The organism is Burkholderia sp. AcTa6-5, from assembly GCF_017815075.1.
Taxonomy (GTDB): Bacteria; Pseudomonadota; Gammaproteobacteria; order Burkholderiales; family Burkholderiaceae; genus Burkholderia; species Burkholderia sola.
The window spans coordinates 74,699-90,728 of the sequence record NZ_JAGIQE010000013.1 but is presented as its reverse complement, the minus strand read 5'-3'; the positions used below and the strand labels follow the sequence as shown (position 1 = coordinate 90,728).

The window sequence follows — 16,030 nt, the reverse complement described above, 5'->3', positions numbered from 1 at the left end:
ATGACGCGGCGCGCAGCCACACAAAGGAGTCGTGAAGATGGTCATGGACCGAGCCAGGGCGGGCCTCGCGGTCGAAATCAAGCAGCCGAAGCGGGCCGATCTGGTCGCCGAGGAGATCAAGCGGCTGATCACCGAGAAGGACCTGAAGCCGGGTGACCGCCTGCCGCGCGAGGCCGAGCTGCAGCAGCTCTACGCGGTGAGCAAGAGCACGATCCGCGAGGCGCTGAAGTCGCTTGAGGTGCAGGGGCTCATCAAGGTCACGACGGGGCCGTCGGGCGGCGGGATGGTCGTCGAGGTGCCGCTCGACCGCACGCTTCAGCTGCTGCAGAACTACCTGTTCTTCAAGGACGTGACGATCGACGACATCTATACGGTGCGCAAGCTGCTCGAACCCGAGCTGGCCGCCGGCGCCGTGCCGCATCTAAGCGAGCGCGACTTCGCGGCGCTGGAGGCGAACATCGCGTGCTGCGACGGCGCGTCGAGCGTGCACGATCGCGGCCACATGCTGCGTCAGCGGCAGGAAGACACGACGTTCCACGACATCCTCGCGGCCGCGAATCCGAATCCGTTCCTGCGCTTCAGCTGCGAACTGATCAACGAGATGATCCGGCAGTTGATCGAGTTCCGGAACGACACGCCGCTCGTCGAGCACAAGCGCTTCGGCGAAGCGAACGTGTCGATCCACAAGGCGATCCTGCAGGCCGCGCGCGAGCGCGATGCCGAGCGCGTCCGGGCGCTGATGGTCGAGCACATGACCGAGGCGCCCAAGCACGTGAAGCGGATGAAAGGCAAGCTGCGCGGACGGTTGATCCTCGATTCCGAGATCCGCAGGCGCGCGGCCGCCGGTTCCGTTGCGGCACTCGATGCGGCCGCAACGGATCCGGAAGAACGCTGATCGGCGGCACACTCGCCGATGCGCTGCACCCGACCGAACGCACGCTGCGCCGTCGGCTCGACAAGGACGGCATCACGTTCCAGTCGCTGCTCGACGACGTGCGTCGCGACGACGCCGTGCGGTTGCTCGACGATCACGCGCTGACGGTCGCCGAGATCGCGGAGCGGCTCGGCGACAGCGAGCCGCGCAGCTTCCGTCATGCATATCGGCGCTGGACCGGCAAGACGCCGCGCGAGACCCAAACAAACGGCAAATTGAAGTAAATCGACTCGCGTAGAATGCCCCACCATCCATCCGAGCGGGGCCACGCTTCCATTCCACTCGCACCGGGCAATACCAACAACAACCGCGGCAATCGCGACGATCGTCGACCGACGAAGCCTTCATGAGCCAACCGATCCTGTACCTCCTCGCCGGCAACGGCAGCGCAGCCGACTGGTGGGACGACGCGCTGCCCCACTTCCGGCGCTATCGCCCCGTGCCGCTCGAACTGCCGGGCTTCGGCGATCATCCCGCGCCGCCGTGCGAGGATCTCGCCGCCTATGCGCAGGCGCTGCTGGACGCGACCGAACCCGGGCACGCGATCATGGCGGTCGGCGTGAATGCGCTGGTGGTCCTGCACGCGTTGCAGCGGCGCCCCGGCCACTTCGGCCGCAGCGTGCTGCTCGCCCCGGTCGGCGCGTTCCTGTGGGAGCGGCGCCTGCCGAAACTGATGGCGCCGAAGCCGCTGCGCAAGACCATCCACTGGCTGCTCGCGCACTACCCGGCGCTGTTCGCCCGCAAGTTCTCGAACCGGACCTGGACGCCCGCGCAGTATCGCCGCATGGGCGCCGGCTATGCCCGTTGCCGCGCGTTCGTGCCGCACTGGGATCTCGTGCGCGCCGATACCGCGCTGCCGCTGCTCGAGTGGGTCACCGATCGCATCGAACTCGTGTGGGGCGGCCAGGATGCGGTGCTCGGCGTCGGGCAGGCCGCCGCGTGGTCGGCGATCCTCGCGCGCGCCGACCTGACCGTCACGCTGCAGCCCGGCTGGGGACACTATCCGTGGATCGATGCGCCGGCGGCGTTCGCGCAGTGGCTCGAAGGCGACGACACGGGCTTCGTCGCGCATACCAAAGGCGGGCGCCTCGCGCTGGCCGCGATGGCCGGGCTGCCGGTGCCGCCCGCGCTGTCGCTGACCGCTGCCGACGATCCGCGCCTGCCCGGCTTTCTCGCGAGCCAGCCCGACGCCGAGTGGGCAGTCCGCTCGTCGAGCCATGGCGAGGACCAGGCCGATGCGGCAAACGCCGGCCGGCACACGACGTTCCTGCGCGTGCCGGCATCGCAAGCAGCCGCGCGCGTGGCAGAACTGCTCGACGGCGGCCTCGAGGAAGCCGTCGTGCAGCGCTTCATCACGCCCGTGCTGTCGGGCATCGCGTTCGTGCGCCACCTCGCGGTCGAGGTCGAATGGGTCGAAGGCCACCTGGAAACGCTCGCCGACGGGCAGGCCAGCCCGCAGCGCGCGATTCTGTCGCGGCTCGGCGAGCCGTGGCAGCGCGGCACGTTCGCGACCGCTCACGGCCTGACCGCGCAGCAGCTGTGGGCGTTCCTGCAACGTGTGCTGCGCGCGTTCCATTACGTGCCGGGCGACGTCGAATGGGCGTGGGACGGTGCGCAGCTGTGGCTGCTGCAGTACCGTCCGATCAGCACCTACGGCTGGCATCGTCACCTGACCGCCGCGAACATCGCGGAGATCCTGCCGCCGCAACCGAGCCGGCTGGTCGAATATGCGCAACGGCGGGCGGCCGGCAGCATCCCGGCCATCATGGCGCGCTGGGACGCACGCGTGCTGCGCGACAACGAACCGTTCACCGCGCTGTACGGCGGCGCGTCGTACATCAACAACGACCTGTTCCTCGCGCGTCTCTCGGACTGGGGCGTGTCGGCCGCCCACTACAGCGGCGAGATCGGCGGTGCGACGCCGCCGCTGCGCTGGCGAGCGCTGCGCCTGCTGCGTGCGCTGCCGGTGTTCTGGCGGATGCTGCGCGTCGCGCGCGGGCACCTGCCGACGCTCGCGCGCGGCCTGGAACGCTTCGACCGGGAACTGGCGACGCTCGTCGAACGGCGCGCCGACGGCCAGCAACTGGCCGACTGGTTCACGCGCTTCTACGTATTCGTCGTGCAGGGCAACCTGTGCATCGCGTCATCGCTGGCGAGCAGCGGCGGCGCCCTGTGGGGGCGTCCGCCGACCGCGTACGGCCAGCTCGACGACAGCCCGCACCGCCTGCCGTGGGAAACCGATCCGGGCACCGCGCGGCCACCGGCCGCCGACCTGCCGCTGCAGCCGTTTCCCGACTGGCCGCTGCCGGTTCGCGTACTGCACGCGCTCGGCGCGCCCGGCATGCGCGGCTGGTATCTGCAGGTGCGCGAGTGGTATCGCGACAATCTGATGCGCGTGTTCTTCCGCCTGCATCACGCGATGCCGGCCACCGAGCGCGACACGTGGTTCGCGCCGCACCCCGAGCGCCGCGATCGCAACGGCAGCTTCTGGCAGGACGGCAGCGAAGGCACCGACGAGGCAGCCGGCTTCATGATCTATCCGGGTGACACGCAGGGCGTGCTCGGCCGCGACATCCTGCTCGAAGACACGCTCGACCCGGGCCGGCACGCGCAGTACCAGGCCGCCCGGGCGGTGATCGCGCGCATGGGCGGCCGGCTGTCGCACGGCGCGACGCTGCTGCGCGAACTGCGCAAGCCATCGGCCGTGCTGCCGCGCGTCGAGGCAGCGTGGGTGGGGCGCGAAGTGCGGCTCAGCGACGGCCGGCTGACGCTCGTCGAATAAGACGCGCGCCGGCGTGGCGATCCGGCAACCGCATCCCGCGCAGCGGTTGCCGCCTACCGAATCGGTACGCATCAGCGCAGCGGCGTGCGGATTTTCCCGTCGACCTTCAACGTGCGCCGGTCGCGCGCGACCTCGTATTCGACCGTCTGCGCGGGCGTGACCGCGCCATAGGACCGGCCGTTCACATAGACGACGCCGTCGCGCAACTCGACCCTGTCGCCGTTGACCGTCGCGGTGGCGCGGTCTCCCTGCAACACCTCACCCGAACAGCCGGCGGTCGAGAAGCTGCGGACCGACGTGTCCGGCATCGCGGCGTTCCCGCCGCCCGGGTCCGCCGCATGCGCGGCGCTGCATGGCAGCGCGTCCATGGTGCCGGCCGCGTGGAGCGGCACCGCCCCGATGCCGCTCCCGGCAAGCAACGCGATCGTCATCGGCAGCAGCTTGTTCATCGCGATCTCCGTGGTCGGCAGTCGTCGATCGATGGGTCGATCGGCGCCCTGCTCGCAGGTCGGCCAACGCCGCCCAGTATGCGGCCACTTCGCCGCGCGCGGCCATCCGCTTCAATACCCGTCGCGGCCCGTCGCGCCGGCTCGTCAACGCGCCTCGCCCGCCTGGCCATCGGCCGCTCGGAGGCGCCCCCTCGAAACAACCGATCCACGTGAAAATCGCCTTGCTCAAGTTGCGACCCACAACTATTATTGATTGCGATACGCAACCGTTCGGGAGCAAACCATGGACCTCGTCGACGCACCGGCCAAGCCGCGCGACGCAACCATCCTCGAGCTGCGCGACTTTTCGCGCAAACTGGTGCGCGAGCTCGGCTTCATGCGCGCGACGCTGGCCGACAGCGACTGGGCGCCGTCGGCCGTGCATGCGATCCTCGAGATCGGGATGGCGCCCGGCATCAACGCGAAGGATCTCGGCGCCATCCTGCGGCTCGACAAATCGAACACGAGCCGGCAACTCGCGCGGCTCGAAGCGGCCGGTATCGTGGAGCGGCGCGTGTCGACCGAGGATGCGCGTGCGATCGAGCTGTACCTGACCGCCGAAGGCAAAAAGCTCCAAAAAAGAATCGACACGTTCGCGACCGATCAGGTGTCGAATGCGCTGCGCCGCATGATGCCGGCCGACCAGCAGGCGCTGCTGCGTTCGCTCGCGCTGTATGCCGATGCGCTCGCGCAGGACAACGCGGCCAGGGCGAGCGTCGCGCCGGCCGATGCGCCGTCGATTCGCGAAGGCTATCGGCCGGGCTGCATCGGCGATATCGCGAGCCTGCATGCACGCTTCTATGCGGAGCACTGGGGTTTCGGCGCGTTCTTCGAACAGCGGGTGGCGACCGAGCTGGCCGCCTTCGCGGGCGCGCTGCCGGCCGACGGCAAGGCGCTCTGGCTGTGCGAGGAAGACGGCCGGACGCTCGCGTCGCTCGCGATCGACGGCGACCCGGCGACGGGCGTCGCGCACCTGCGCTGGTTCATCGTCAACGACGCGTTGCGCGGCTCGGGCGTCGGGCGTCGGCTGATGACGCTGGCGATGCGTTTCGTCGACGAGCACCGGTTTCGCGAGACCTACCTGTGGACCTTCAAGGGGCTCGATGCCGCACGTCATCTATACGAGTCGTTCGGCTTTGCGCTGACGAGCGAATCCGCGGGCACGCAGTGGGGAACCGAAGTGGTCGAGCAGCGCTTCAGCCGGCCGGGGCCGGCTGGCGGTTGAGATCGGCGGACGTGATCGCAGCTGGCCGGACGGCGGACGCGAAACGGCGGGCAATGCGCGGAAACGGAAAGGAGAAAACGTCGATCCGGTACGGCGGCGAGGCCGGCGATGTCGCGATCAGGCCGGACACCGAATGAAAGACAGCCGGCCGGCCCGCCTGCGCGAACCGGCCGGCGTCGGATGACCTCGCGGCGCGGCGGGCTTCAGCCCTGATCGTCGCCCGGCCACCAGGTCCTCGCCTCGCGGTCGACGGCGAGCGTGTCGAGATCCTTGCCTTCGAGCCATTTCGGCCGCGGGCCGCGCCCGGACCACGAGCGGCCGGTCGACGGATCGTAGTACTTGGCAGGCGCCTTGCGCTTGCGCTGGACGATGTAGCCGAGCGCGCTCAGCACTTCCTGCTGCGAAATTCCCAACAGTTCGACCTGTTCCTTGAAGGCCGCTAGCGCGGCTTGCTTCTCCTTCTGCTTCGCCTCTGACAGCTTGATGTTCAGGTCCCGAAGTTGTGCTTCGAGTTCCTGCAGGGCCTGGGTCATGTATTCATCCTCTTTGGGCATGTTTTTGCAAAAAGCTCCGATGGCCGAACCTACCACGAAGTTCCGCCTATAGGGGCTGTCAAATCGGTGAATCGTCCACCTGAGCCGGCATGATTTGCGCGACGCGCACCAAACGACGTCGTGCGTCACTGACAGGCAGGACCAGGCCGGCAACGGGCGGCACGCCGCGTACGCATGCACGGGACGAACGGCGGCGGCAAGTGATTCGCCGCCCCTGACACGGGCGCGGCATGGCGCGAATGATAGCAGTGCGCGGCGTCGTGTTGCAGAAGTCGCTGACCGGAGTCGATTCGGGCCCGACGGTTCAGCGGTTTTCGCTGCCGGCGTCCCATGCGATCCGGTCGAACAGCGTGCGCAGCTTCGCGCCGCGCGCCGCATTCAGCGCGGTCGCATGCGCGACGCGTCCGGCCAGATGCGCGCGAAAATCCGGATGTGCGTCGCGATTCTGCGACGCCGGGCCATGCCGGATGCAGTTGGTCAGGATGGCCTTCAGGCGATCGAACGCGTCGCGCGCCAGGTTCGGATGGCGGTTGACGACCACGCCGGCCAGTTGCTGCCGCGTGCCGCGCGGCATCACGCGCGTCTTGCGCAATTGCAGCGCGAAGCCTTCCTCGAATGCGATCGCGGCGACCCGGATTTGCAGCCGCTCGACGTCGCGCGCCAGCGCATCGCCGCCGGAAAACGCGAGATCGTCCGCATAGCGCGTGTAGGTCGCATCGAGCGAACGCGCGAGCGCGGCGAGCCGCATGTCGAACCGGAACGCGCACAGGTTCGCGAGCGCCGGCGACGTCGGCGCACCCTGCGGCAGATGCCGTTCGCGATAGCGCTGGCGGCCGATCCAGTCGAACCGGTCGCGCAGGTCCGGCGCGAGCAGCCGTGCCGACGGCACGCGATTGGTGCACAGCCCGGTGAGCGTGCGCGCGACTTCGGCCGGATACCCGAGCGTCGCGAACAGCGCATGGACGCGCGCGGCGCGCACCGACACGAAGAAATCCGCGAGGTCGAAGCGCACGACGACGTCGCGATCCGCATGCGGCGCCGCGAACGACACGATCCCGTGCCCCTTGCGAAAACCGTGTACCGCGCCATGCGGCGCGATGCGATCGAGCAGCTCGTGCAGGATCCGACGCTGCGCTTCGCGCAGCCGCCCTTTCGGGATTTCGACGAGGCGGCACCCGCCGCTGCGCTTGTCGACCGGGACGTACGTGTAGTGATGCAGCGGCGTGGCGCTGCCGCGCGCATCGACGCGCCAATGATCGGACAGCCAGTCGAGTGCCGGCGTGCTGATGCCGAGCCAGCCGGCGAGATCGCCGGGCGTCGGCCATTGCGGCACGTCGCAGCCGGCGAGCGGCGCCGGCGGCGGTCGCTGGACCAGCGGGCGCCGCACGATGCGAATCACCGCCGGCCGACGGTCGCCATACCATGCACGCACGAACGCGGGCGCGTCGGCAAGGACCGCCGCGAGCACGTCGGTGTCGGTATCGGCCCAGTTCGCGGCGAAGCGGACGAGCGCGACGTCCGCGCATTCGTACGTCCACGGCGACGCGTCGCCGAGCACGGCCGCCATCCGCGCAACGACGCCGTCGCGCTCGGGCGAACCGGCGAGCATCGCGTCGGCAATCGTACGGGTGGTGTCGCGCAGGGATGAGTGCATGGACGAAGAGGGGCGGGACGATGAGCCAACGTGGCTGGTACTGCGAGTGCAGTCGTTGCGCAACGCGCAACATGCGCACTTGCGACGCATCGGCGTATCGATCTGATCCACGGGGTAGCCCCGTAGTCCTGGAACATCGGCTGCCTGTTCCGGGCGTGTGCTTGACCCGCCGCCCCGCGTCGCGACTTTAATCGGCGACGACGCCAGGTGTCAAATCGAGCCGGACGACGCGCGATGCGCGGCGGCATCGCGATGCGGTCGCCCGATTTCCCGACGCGCCGGCCGAAGCGGCAAACGGCCCGCTCCGCCCAGCGCCACCCTGCTTCCCTACATGTTGCCCGCCAGATGAAACCGCGACGCCGGATGCCACAGCCTGACCGACGTGGCGACCTGCTCGCCGACCCACGTCCGGCGTCGCAGCAGCAGACACGGTTCACCGATTTCCATCACGAGATGCCGGCGCACCTGCGCATTGGGCTTCTCCGCGTAGATCTGGAACTCCGCGCGCTGGATCGGCGCCAGTCGCACCATGTAATGGTTCGGCGTCTCGATCGTGAAGTCCTGCTCCAGATACGCGGGAAACAAGGCCGGATTGACGTAGCGATCCTCGAACTGGATCGGTTCGTCCTCCTCGTAATGCACGATCCGCGAATGAAACACGGGCCCCGCGCGCAGTCCGAGCGCGTCGATCGCATCCGGGTCGACGCTGCGCTCGATCATCAGCACGCGCGCACTGTGCCGATGGCCGCGCTCGGCGATCTCGTCCGCGATGTTGCGGATCTCCAGCACCGTCGATTCGTAATGCCGGCGCTCGACGAACGTGCCGGCGCCCTGGATGCGCGTCAGCACGCGCTCGGCCGTCAGTTCGCGCAGCGCGCGCGACACCGTCATCCGGGCCACGCCGAATTCCTTGACCAGTTCCGCCTCGGTCGGGATCGCGGCGCCGGGCTTCCAGTCGCCCTTCGCGATGCGCTCGACGACGTAGCGCTTGATCTGCTGATAGGCCGGCAGCGCCCGCGCCGGTACGGTGTCGACCGATGCCTTCGCAGGCCGTGCGGAAAGTCTGCGTTCCGTTTCGCTCATGCGCCCTCGACCGGATGAATGTGGGGTGATCGGCCCGTCCTCGACCGTCGTCACTGCAACGACGGCGGCGCACCGGCGACGATGCCGGCCGCGATCGCGATGTCGTCCGCGAGCGGCCGGTCGTCGTGATACGCCGGCACGCGTTCGCGCACCTGCCGCCACAGCGCGTCGGTCGATGCGGCCCGCGCCGTTTCGGCCGGCTGCAGGTCGTACGCCTGCGCGGCGGCCAGCAGCTCGATCGCGAGCACGCGCGTCGTATTCTCAATGATGTCGAGCGCCTTCAGCGCGGCCGGCGTCGCGTGACACAGGTGATCTTCCTGCAGCCCCGACGTGATACCGCCGTCGAGGCTCGCCGGCGCGGCAAGCCGCTGATTCTGCGCGACCAGCGCGACCGCCGTGTACTGCGCGATCATGAACCCCGAGCAACTGCCGCCCGGCGCGGCAAGAAACGCCGGCAGCCCGCTGACGAGCGGATTCACGAGCCGGTCGAGACGCCGCTCCGCGATCGCGGCGACCTGGGCCATCGCCGCCGCGAGGCTATCCATCGCGAGCGCGATGCCCGCGCCGACCGCATGCGCCTGCGAATGCACGGCCGGCGCCTCCCGCGTGCCGGCGACGATCGGATTGTCGGTGACGGACGCGAGTTCGCGATCGACGACCTCCGCCGTGACGTCGAACACGTCGCGCGCCGCGCCGTGCACGTGCGGAATCGTGCGCAGGCTGAGCGGGTCCTGCGTATGCCGGCCGCTCGCCGCGACGAGCATGCCGCTGTCCGCCAGCAATGCACGCAAACGGGCGCCGACCTGCCCGATACCGGGCGAAATCCGCAGCGCGAGCGAAGCCGGATCGAATGCGGCGAGCTGCCCGCCGAGGTTCTCGAAACTCATCGCCGCGATCCAGTCGGCCCAGTCGAGCAACCGTTCGGCGCGAACCAGCGCGAGCGCGGCCAGCCCCGTGACGCACGGCGTCCCGTTGACGAGGCTCAACCCCTCCTTCGCACCGAGGACGAGCGGTTCGCGGCCGATGCGCCGCAGCGCCTCGTCGCCGCGCACGCGTTCGCCGCGATGGCGCGCATGGCCGTGCCCGACGCAGACGAGCGCGACGTGCGCCATGTGGGTCAGGTACCCGACCGAGCCGTGCGCCGGCACTTCGGGCAGGCAATCGTGCTCCAGCAGCGCGACGAGCTGTTCGACGACGTCGGCCCGTACACCCGAATGACCGTGCGCATAGTTGTTGATCGCGGCCGCGATGATCGCGCGCGTTTCGGCCGCGCCGAGCGGCATGCCGACGCCTACCGCATGACTCATCAGGATGTTGTGCGACAGCGTGCTCTGCTGGGCCGGCGATACGATCACGTCGCACAGCGCGCCAACGCCGGTATTGACGCCATAGGCGCGAATCCCGCGCGCGACGATCTCGTCGACGAGTTCGCGAGCGGCCACGACCCGCGCGCGCGCATCGTCGGCCAACGCCAGCGGCTCGCCGGCCGCCACCGCCGCCACCTGCCGCCAGTCAAGCGGCTGCGCCGCACGGAATACGGTCATGGCAGCCTCAGTTCGTGGTGCGGTCGTGGTGGCTCGACGCGAATTGCCGGAAGCGCTCGGAGGTCTGCCCGCCGAACACTTCATTGGGCGTCCCGTCCGTATCGACCTCGCCCTGATGCAGGAACATCACGCGATTCGACACGTGGCGCGCGAAACCCATTTCATGCGTGACGACCAGCATCGTGCGCCCCTCTTCCGCCAGCGAGCGCATCACGCGCAGCACCTCGCCGACCAGCTCCGGGTCGAGCGCCGACGTCGGTTCGTCGAACAGCATCACCTTCGGATGCATCGCCAGCGCGCGGGCAATCGCGACGCGTTGCTGCTGGCCGCCCGACAGGTGTGCGGGATAGTAGCCGCGCTTGTCCGCGAGACCGACGCGCGCGAGCAGCGCCTCGGCCTCCTCCACCGCTTCCGCGCGACTGCGCTTCTGCACGCGCAGCGGCCCCTCGACGAGGTTGTCGAGCACCGTCATGTGCGACCACAGGTTGAAGTTCTGAAACACCATCCCGAGCTGCGAGCGAATCCGGTCGACCTGGCGCCGGTCGCTCGGATGCAGCTTGCCGTCGCGCGCGCGCTTCATCGCCAGCTCTTCGCCCGCGAGCGCGACGGAGCCGTCGTCGGGCGTCTCGAGCAGGTTCAGGCAGCGCAGGAACGTGCTCTTGCCCGATCCGCTCGCGCCGAGGATCGAGATGACGTCACCCTCGTGCGCGTCGAGCGAAATGCCCTTCAACACGTGATGATCGCCGAACGACTTGTGGATGTTTCTGACCGACAGCGCAACGGGAGCAGTGGTGTTCATCGGATTCTCTTTGAAAGGACGGGGCGCTCAGGAGGCGGCGCGCTGAGGATTGCGCGCCGCCGCGGCGGACGCACCGGACGGCTTCGGCGCACGCAGGTGCCCGGAGAGCCGCCATTCGAGCGCGCCGAGCAGGCGCACGACGATGAAGTTCAGGCCCAGATAGATGAGGGCCGCGCAGACGAACACCTCGGTCGTCCGGTAGGTTTGCTGAATGATCTGCTGCGCGACGCCCGTCACTTCCCACACCGTGACGAGGCTCGCCAGCGCGGTCGACTTGACGAGCAGCACGGCCTCGGTCGAGTACGCGGGCAGGCACTGGCGCAGCGCGATCGGACCGATCACGCGCCGCAGCAGCGCGAAGCCCGACAGGCCGATCGAATAGCCGGCCTCGATCTGCCCGACCGGTACGGCCATCAACCCGCCGCGCAGGATTTCGGCCGTATAGCCGGCCGTGCACAGCGCCAGCGACAGCACCGCGCAGACGTACGGCTCGCGCAGCACCGGCCACATGAAGCTGTCGCGGATCACGCCGAACTGGCCGAGCCCGTAATACACGAGGAACATCTGGATCAGCAGCGGCGAGCCGCGAAACACCAGGATGTAGGCGCGCGCGAAGCGGTTCGGCAGCCAGCTCGGCGACACGCGCATCGTGACGATCGCGAGCGACAGCAGGCCGCCGAGCACGAGCGATGCGAAGAACAGGCCGAGCGTGGTCGGTACGGCCGCGAGCAGCTGACGCAGCGTATCGACGAGAAATGCGAAATCGATGGACATGCCCGTTCTCCGTCAGTTGCGCGCGAAATTGCGGCGGAACGACCGGCCGACGATCGCTTCCGCCCGGTTGAACACGCGGTTCGACAAGCCCGTCATCAGCAGATACAGCGCACCGCCCGCGACGAAGAACACGAAGTACTGGTGCGTCGAATTGGCGGCGATCTGGCTCGTGCGCAGCAACTCGGCAAGACCGGTGACCGAGATCAGTGCGGAGTCCTTCAGGCTCAGTTGCCACACGTTGCCGATGCCGGGCAGCGCGAAGCGCAGCACCTGCGGCACCAGGATGCGCCGCAGCACCATGCTGCGCGGCATGCCGATCGAGCGCGCCGCTTCGAGTTCGCCCTTCGACACCGCGAGCACCGCCGCGCGATAGACCTCCGCCTGATAGGCGCCCGAGATCATCCCGACCGCGAGCGCGCCGATCACGAACGGCGGCACGCCGATGAAGCCTTCCGCGCCGAACCACTGGCCGACGGCCGTCACGAGCGTCGAGCCGCCGAAGTAGAACAGATAGATGACGAGCAGTTCGGGCACGCCGCGAAATACCGTCGTATACAGATCGCCGAGCAGGCGCAGGGTGCGGTAGCGCGACAGCTTCGCCGCCGCGATCGCCGCGCCGATCACCGCGCCGACCGCGAGCGCCGCGAGCGTCAGCGCGACCGTCATCAATGCGGCGAGAAGCAGCACACCGCCCCAGCCTTCGGTACCGAAGCCGAGCATTTCAAGAATCTCCATGCGTGCCTCCCTGCATGCGTTGAGTGAATCCGCTGAATGCATGCCGCCGCGCGTCGTTCGACGACCTTACGCGGCGGCGACCGAACGTGCGCTTACGGCGTGACGTCGGTCTTGAACCACTTGTCGGCGAGCTTCTTCACGGTGCCGTCCGCGAGCGCCGCGGCGATCGCCGTATCGAACTTCGTCTTCAGGTCGGCATCCTGCTTGCGAAACGCGAGGCCCTCGCCCGGCCCCCAGATCGGGCCGCCGAGCTTCGGCCCCGCGAGCACGATCGATGCGTTGTCCTTCTTCGCGTTGTTCGCCGCGTAGTACGTGACGTCGTCGAACGATGCATCGATGCGCCCCGCGACCAGATCGAGATCGCGTTCGGGCGACGTCTTGTACACGCGGATCGACGCGATGTCCTTGAAGCTGTCGTTGATGAATTTCGTGTAGACGGTGCCCGACTGGATACCGATCGTCTTGCCCTTCAGCTGCTTGCGCAGCGTGTCGACGGTCGGCTTGTCCGCGTTGGCGTCGCCCGTCAGCTTGACGATCGGCGCGCCGGGCGCGGCCTTCGGCAGGATCTTCGTATCGGTGACGGCGAACGTCGCCGGCGTCGCCGCATACGGACGCGAGAACAGCAGGATCTTTTCGCGCTCCGGCGTGATGGAAATCGCATCCATCAGGATATCGAACTTGCCGGCCTGCAGGCCGGGGATCATCCCGTCCCAGTCCTGCGCGACCATGTTGCACTGCACCTTGATCCGCTCGCACACGTTGGCGAGCAGTTCCGGTTCGAAACCGCCGAGCTTGCCGCCCGGCAGCGTGAGGTTCCACGGCGCGTAGCCGCCTTCGAGCGCGACCGTCACCGTCTTCCATTCCTTGGCCTGTACCGGTGCCGCCAGAGTGGCCGCCGCAGCCGCGATGACGCCAATCGTCCTGATTGCCCACTTGATGCGCTTGCCGTTCACGAGATTTCTCCTTGCGTTGAGGTTCGCCATCCCTTCGGTGCAGCAAGCCGCCTCAGGAATTTGTCTATACAAGCATGCAAGAAGAAAAACAGCGAAGCAAGCCGTGGTCAATAAAAACCGCGGAAACGCGGGAAATCCCCTAATTTCAAGGGTCTAGCGTGCATCGTTGCGGGGAAATCCGGCACATGTTTGGTGCAATTCGACTGATCGAATCTCAAGGATGACTAGACAAATTTTGAATTCGATCGCCGCTGCGCTCGACCGTGAAACACGTCTGACGATCGGCGAGTGGATGTCGGCGAGGTATCGTGAGCCGTGAAGGACGCCGACCCTACCGCGCCTGCGGCGCATCGCGCAGCACGGACCGCAACGCAGTATCGAACGGCGTCGCGTAATCGATCCCGAGCGCGCGCACGCGCGCGGCATCCAGATGGCAGTCGTACGGGCGCGGCGTCGCGTCGGTCGGCTGGGCGATCGGCGCGAGCGACGCGTCGATGCCGAGCGCGGCCGCGATTCGCTGCGCGATGTCGTACTTCGTCATCGGCTCCTCGCTCGACCAATGGCGAATGCCCGTGACGGATTCACCCGCGAGATGGCGCAGCGTCAGGTCGCGGATGACCTGCGCAACGTCGGGCGTGTAGGTCGGGTAACGGATCGCCCATGCGTCCATGCCGACCGCGTCGGCGCCCGGCCGCGCCGACGCGACGACGGCCGGCACGAGGCTCGTGACGGCCGATTCGCTCCAGTCGGCGATCGGGCCGAAGAGCAGCGGCAGGCGCAGCACGCACGACAGCGGCGAGGCGGCCAGCAGCGCGGCCTCGCCTTCCAGTTTGGTGCGGCCGTAGATGTTCAGCGGGTTCGGGGCGGCGTCCTCGCCGTAGGGGGCTGCCTTGCCGTCGAAGACGTAGTCGGTCGAGATGCCGAGCGTCCATGCGCCGTATCGCGCGGCAAGCGCGCCGACGCGGGCCGGTGCGGTGACGTTGATGGCGCGGGCGGCGGCCGGGTCGCGTTCGCAGACGTCGGGGCGGCGTTCGGCGGCGCAGAGAATCACCGCTGCCGGTCGGTGAGTTTCGAAAACGCGTTCTAGGGACGGCTGATCGAGAACGTCGAGCTCGGCGACGTTTTCCGGCGGCAACGCGAGCAGTTTCGCGCCGGCGGTTTGCGGGTTCCGGATGGTTGCCAGCAGCGTCAGCGACGATTCGCGAGCCAGGGAGGCCGCAACCGCGCGGCCGAGCAGGCCGGAGGCGCCGATGAGGAGGATGGTTTTGTGCAGGGTCGACGGAGATGGGTTTGGCATCGGTGCGATCAATCACGGGAAGCGAATGGATTATCGAGCCTATTGAATCGCAGGAACGATCGCCGCGCAACGCTTCGGTCTACTGGCTCGCATCCGGTCGCGAACATGTGCACCGATCTCTCCGTCGCCCGAAAAGGCAAAACCCGGCGCGCTCGCGCGCGCCGGGCTCCCGATACCGAACGGAAACGTCGCCCTGCGTTACTTCCGGTCGACCGAATACCGCCCCGGCCCGCTCAACGCGAGCAACAGCAGCCCGCCGATGATGCTCACGTTCTTGTAGAAGTTGATCATCGCCATGTACTGCTCCATTCCCTGCAGCGCCCAGTAGCGATGGCCGATCAGCGCGGTCGCGAGCGTATAGGCGGCGAACGCCAGCGCGAGCGGACGCGTATAGAAGCCGATCGCGATCAGCACGCCGCCCACCAGCTCGACCGCCACCGCGATCGCGGCCGCCAGCTCGGGCGCCGGGTTGCCGGTCGACGCCATGTACGCGACCGTGCCCGAGAAACCGGTCAGCTTCTGCCAGCCGAACAGCACGAACAGGATCATCATCAGCACGCGAGCGGCCAGCAGCAGCTCGTCCTTCTTCGACTCCAGCGAAACGTAACGCATAGCAATCACCCTTGAATTGACGGTTTGATGCGTCCGGTGCCGCTGCGCGCTCGATCGGCGCGCGATGCCGGCAACGGATCGCTCTTCGCGCAATCGGACGGCAAGCCATCTGGCCTGCCACCGAAGAATCCGTCCGGTGGCGCCGCGACTGGCGGCACGCTCCGGACCGGTTCTGGCGAAGCACGGGTGCAGTCTACTGTCACGCCTGAAATCATCAATATGCCAAAACATGATTCGCTGTCTCGAATTAGTAGACAATCGGCGAGGATCGATCCGTCACACGACGTCTGCTGGCCATGCAAGCCGCCGCCTCCGTCTGTCAGCAAGATGAAGCTCCTTTACGTTACGGAATCAGTTGATAGTCGACACCGCGCTCGCGGATCTCGGGCGGTTCGCGTTCGTGATGGGGTGAATGGCCGTCGAATGACAGCCGGCGGTACGGCGGCGCAGCGGTATGACGGTACGCGTTGCCGCCACCGGCGTGATGGGAATCGCGATGTTTGGATGGCGCCGCGATTGCGACGCAACGTGCAAGACGGATCGTTCCAGCAGGCAACGAGCGTGCGGGCCACGTGCTCAGCACGCGATGCGATCGC

General features: G+C 68.0%; 14 protein-coding genes and 1 pseudogene. 4 read left to right on the top strand and 11 right to left on the bottom strand.

Going from position 1 to position 16,030, the window contains the following annotated elements; translation table 11 throughout:
* The first annotated feature begins 37 nt into the window (after positions 1-37).
* The 3 genes and pseudogenes from J8I33_RS18750 (at position 38) to J8I33_RS18740 (ending at position 3,716) form a co-directional block, all read left to right on the top strand.
* Entirely contained in the window at positions 38-895 is an 858-nt protein-coding gene (locus tag J8I33_RS18750) for an FCD domain-containing protein (RefSeq protein ID WP_089490193.1), read from the top strand.
* A gap of 11 nt (positions 896-906) precedes the next feature.
* Positions 907-1,158 (top strand): annotated as a pseudogene (locus J8I33_RS18745) (helix-turn-helix transcriptional regulator); the annotation flags it as partial.
* A gap of 122 nt (positions 1,159-1,280) precedes the next feature.
* A complete protein-coding gene (locus J8I33_RS18740) occupies positions 1,281-3,716 on the top strand; it encodes a PEP-utilizing enzyme (protein WP_209938574.1) in 2,436 nt (811 codons plus the stop codon).
* A 71-nt stretch (positions 3,717-3,787) separates the two neighbouring features.
* On the opposite strand, the gene J8I33_RS18735 is transcribed toward J8I33_RS18740, so the two are convergent.
* Positions 3,788-4,165 carry a sugar ABC transporter ATPase gene (locus J8I33_RS18735; RefSeq protein WP_209938572.1) on the bottom strand — a complete coding sequence of 126 codons (378 nt, stop codon included), beginning with the start codon at positions 4,163-4,165 and terminating at the stop codon, positions 3,788-3,790.
* Positions 4,166-4,448: 283 nt separating this feature from the next.
* Between J8I33_RS18735 and J8I33_RS18730 the strand changes: the two genes are divergently transcribed.
* Positions 4,449-5,429 (top strand): helix-turn-helix domain-containing GNAT family N-acetyltransferase, encoded by a 981-nt coding sequence (locus J8I33_RS18730; protein WP_209938570.1) that lies wholly within the window; start codon positions 4,449-4,451, stop codon positions 5,427-5,429.
* A 203-nt stretch (positions 5,430-5,632) separates the two neighbouring features.
* Here J8I33_RS18730 and J8I33_RS18725 read toward each other — a convergent pair whose 3' ends face one another.
* From J8I33_RS18725 to J8I33_RS18680, 10 genes are all read right to left on the bottom strand, one after another.
* Complete coding sequence (locus tag J8I33_RS18725) at positions 5,633-5,962, bottom strand: H-NS histone family protein (protein WP_050016590.1); 330 nt, start codon at positions 5,960-5,962, stop codon at positions 5,633-5,635.
* Positions 5,963-6,287: 325 nt separating this feature from the next.
* Positions 6,288-7,637, bottom strand: coding sequence for a reverse transcriptase family protein (locus tag J8I33_RS18720; protein ID WP_050016588.1), 1,350 nt, complete (start codon positions 7,635-7,637; stop codon positions 6,288-6,290).
* Between the two features lie 327 nt (positions 7,638-7,964).
* Complete coding sequence (gene hutC / locus J8I33_RS18715) at positions 7,965-8,720, bottom strand: histidine utilization repressor (RefSeq protein ID WP_124555139.1); 756 nt, start codon at positions 8,718-8,720, stop codon at positions 7,965-7,967.
* Positions 8,721-8,770: 50 nt separating this feature from the next.
* Complete coding sequence (gene hutH, locus J8I33_RS18710) at positions 8,771-10,264, bottom strand: histidine ammonia-lyase (RefSeq protein ID WP_050016584.1); 1,494 nt, start codon at positions 10,262-10,264, stop codon at positions 8,771-8,773.
* A gap of 7 nt (positions 10,265-10,271) precedes the next feature.
* Positions 10,272-11,063, bottom strand: coding sequence for an ATP-binding cassette domain-containing protein (locus tag J8I33_RS18705; protein ID WP_209938565.1), 792 nt, complete (start codon positions 11,061-11,063; stop codon positions 10,272-10,274).
* A gap of 27 nt (positions 11,064-11,090) precedes the next feature.
* Positions 11,091-11,837: an ABC transporter permease subunit gene (locus tag J8I33_RS18700; protein WP_209938563.1), complete on the bottom strand. Its 747-nt coding sequence runs from the start codon at positions 11,835-11,837 to the stop codon at positions 11,091-11,093.
* Positions 11,838-11,849: 12 nt separating this feature from the next.
* Complete coding sequence (locus J8I33_RS18695; RefSeq protein ID WP_050016578.1) at positions 11,850-12,572, bottom strand: ABC transporter permease subunit; 723 nt, start codon at positions 12,570-12,572, stop codon at positions 11,850-11,852.
* A gap of 92 nt (positions 12,573-12,664) precedes the next feature.
* Complete coding sequence (locus J8I33_RS18690; protein ID WP_050016577.1) at positions 12,665-13,525, bottom strand: transporter substrate-binding domain-containing protein; 861 nt, start codon at positions 13,523-13,525, stop codon at positions 12,665-12,667.
* 331 nt (positions 13,526-13,856) lie between these two features.
* Positions 13,857-14,822 (bottom strand): SDR family oxidoreductase, encoded by a 966-nt coding sequence (locus J8I33_RS18685; RefSeq protein ID WP_089490195.1) that lies wholly within the window; start codon positions 14,820-14,822, stop codon positions 13,857-13,859.
* Positions 14,823-15,020: 198 nt separating this feature from the next.
* Positions 15,021-15,434 (bottom strand): DoxX family protein, encoded by a 414-nt coding sequence (locus tag J8I33_RS18680; RefSeq protein WP_069619746.1) that lies wholly within the window; start codon positions 15,432-15,434, stop codon positions 15,021-15,023.
* Between the last annotated feature and the right edge of the window lie 596 nt (positions 15,435-16,030).

Coding starts and splice junctions, on each gene's coding strand:
- J8I33_RS18750 (WP_089490193.1), top strand. CDS start 38: ATGGTCATGGACCGAGCCAGGGCGGGCCTCGCGGTCGAAATCAAGCAG.
- J8I33_RS18740 (WP_209938574.1), top strand. CDS start 1,281: ATGAGCCAACCGATCCTGTACCTCCTCGCCGGCAACGGCAGCGCAGCC.
- J8I33_RS18735 (WP_209938572.1), bottom strand. CDS start 4,165: ATGAACAAGCTGCTGCCGATGACGATCGCGTTGCTTGCCGGGAGCGGC.
- J8I33_RS18730 (WP_209938570.1), top strand. CDS start 4,449: ATGGACCTCGTCGACGCACCGGCCAAGCCGCGCGACGCAACCATCCTC.
- J8I33_RS18725 (WP_050016590.1), bottom strand. CDS start 5,962: ATGACCCAGGCCCTGCAGGAACTCGAAGCACAACTTCGGGACCTGAAC.
- J8I33_RS18720 (WP_050016588.1), bottom strand. CDS start 7,637: ATGCACTCATCCCTGCGCGACACCACCCGTACGATTGCCGACGCGATG.
- hutC (WP_124555139.1), bottom strand. CDS start 8,720: ATGAGCGAAACGGAACGCAGACTTTCCGCACGGCCTGCGAAGGCATCG.
- hutH (WP_050016584.1), bottom strand. CDS start 10,264: ATGACCGTATTCCGTGCGGCGCAGCCGCTTGACTGGCGGCAGGTGGCG.
- J8I33_RS18705 (WP_209938565.1), bottom strand. CDS start 11,063: ATGAACACCACTGCTCCCGTTGCGCTGTCGGTCAGAAACATCCACAAG.
- J8I33_RS18700 (WP_209938563.1), bottom strand. CDS start 11,837: ATGTCCATCGATTTCGCATTTCTCGTCGATACGCTGCGTCAGCTGCTC.
- J8I33_RS18695 (WP_050016578.1), bottom strand. CDS start 12,572: ATGGAGATTCTTGAAATGCTCGGCTTCGGTACCGAAGGCTGGGGCGGT.
- J8I33_RS18685 (WP_089490195.1), bottom strand. CDS start 14,822: ATGCCAAACCCATCTCCGTCGACCCTGCACAAAACCATCCTCCTCATC.
- J8I33_RS18680 (WP_069619746.1), bottom strand. CDS start 15,434: ATGCGTTACGTTTCGCTGGAGTCGAAGAAGGACGAGCTGCTGCTGGCC.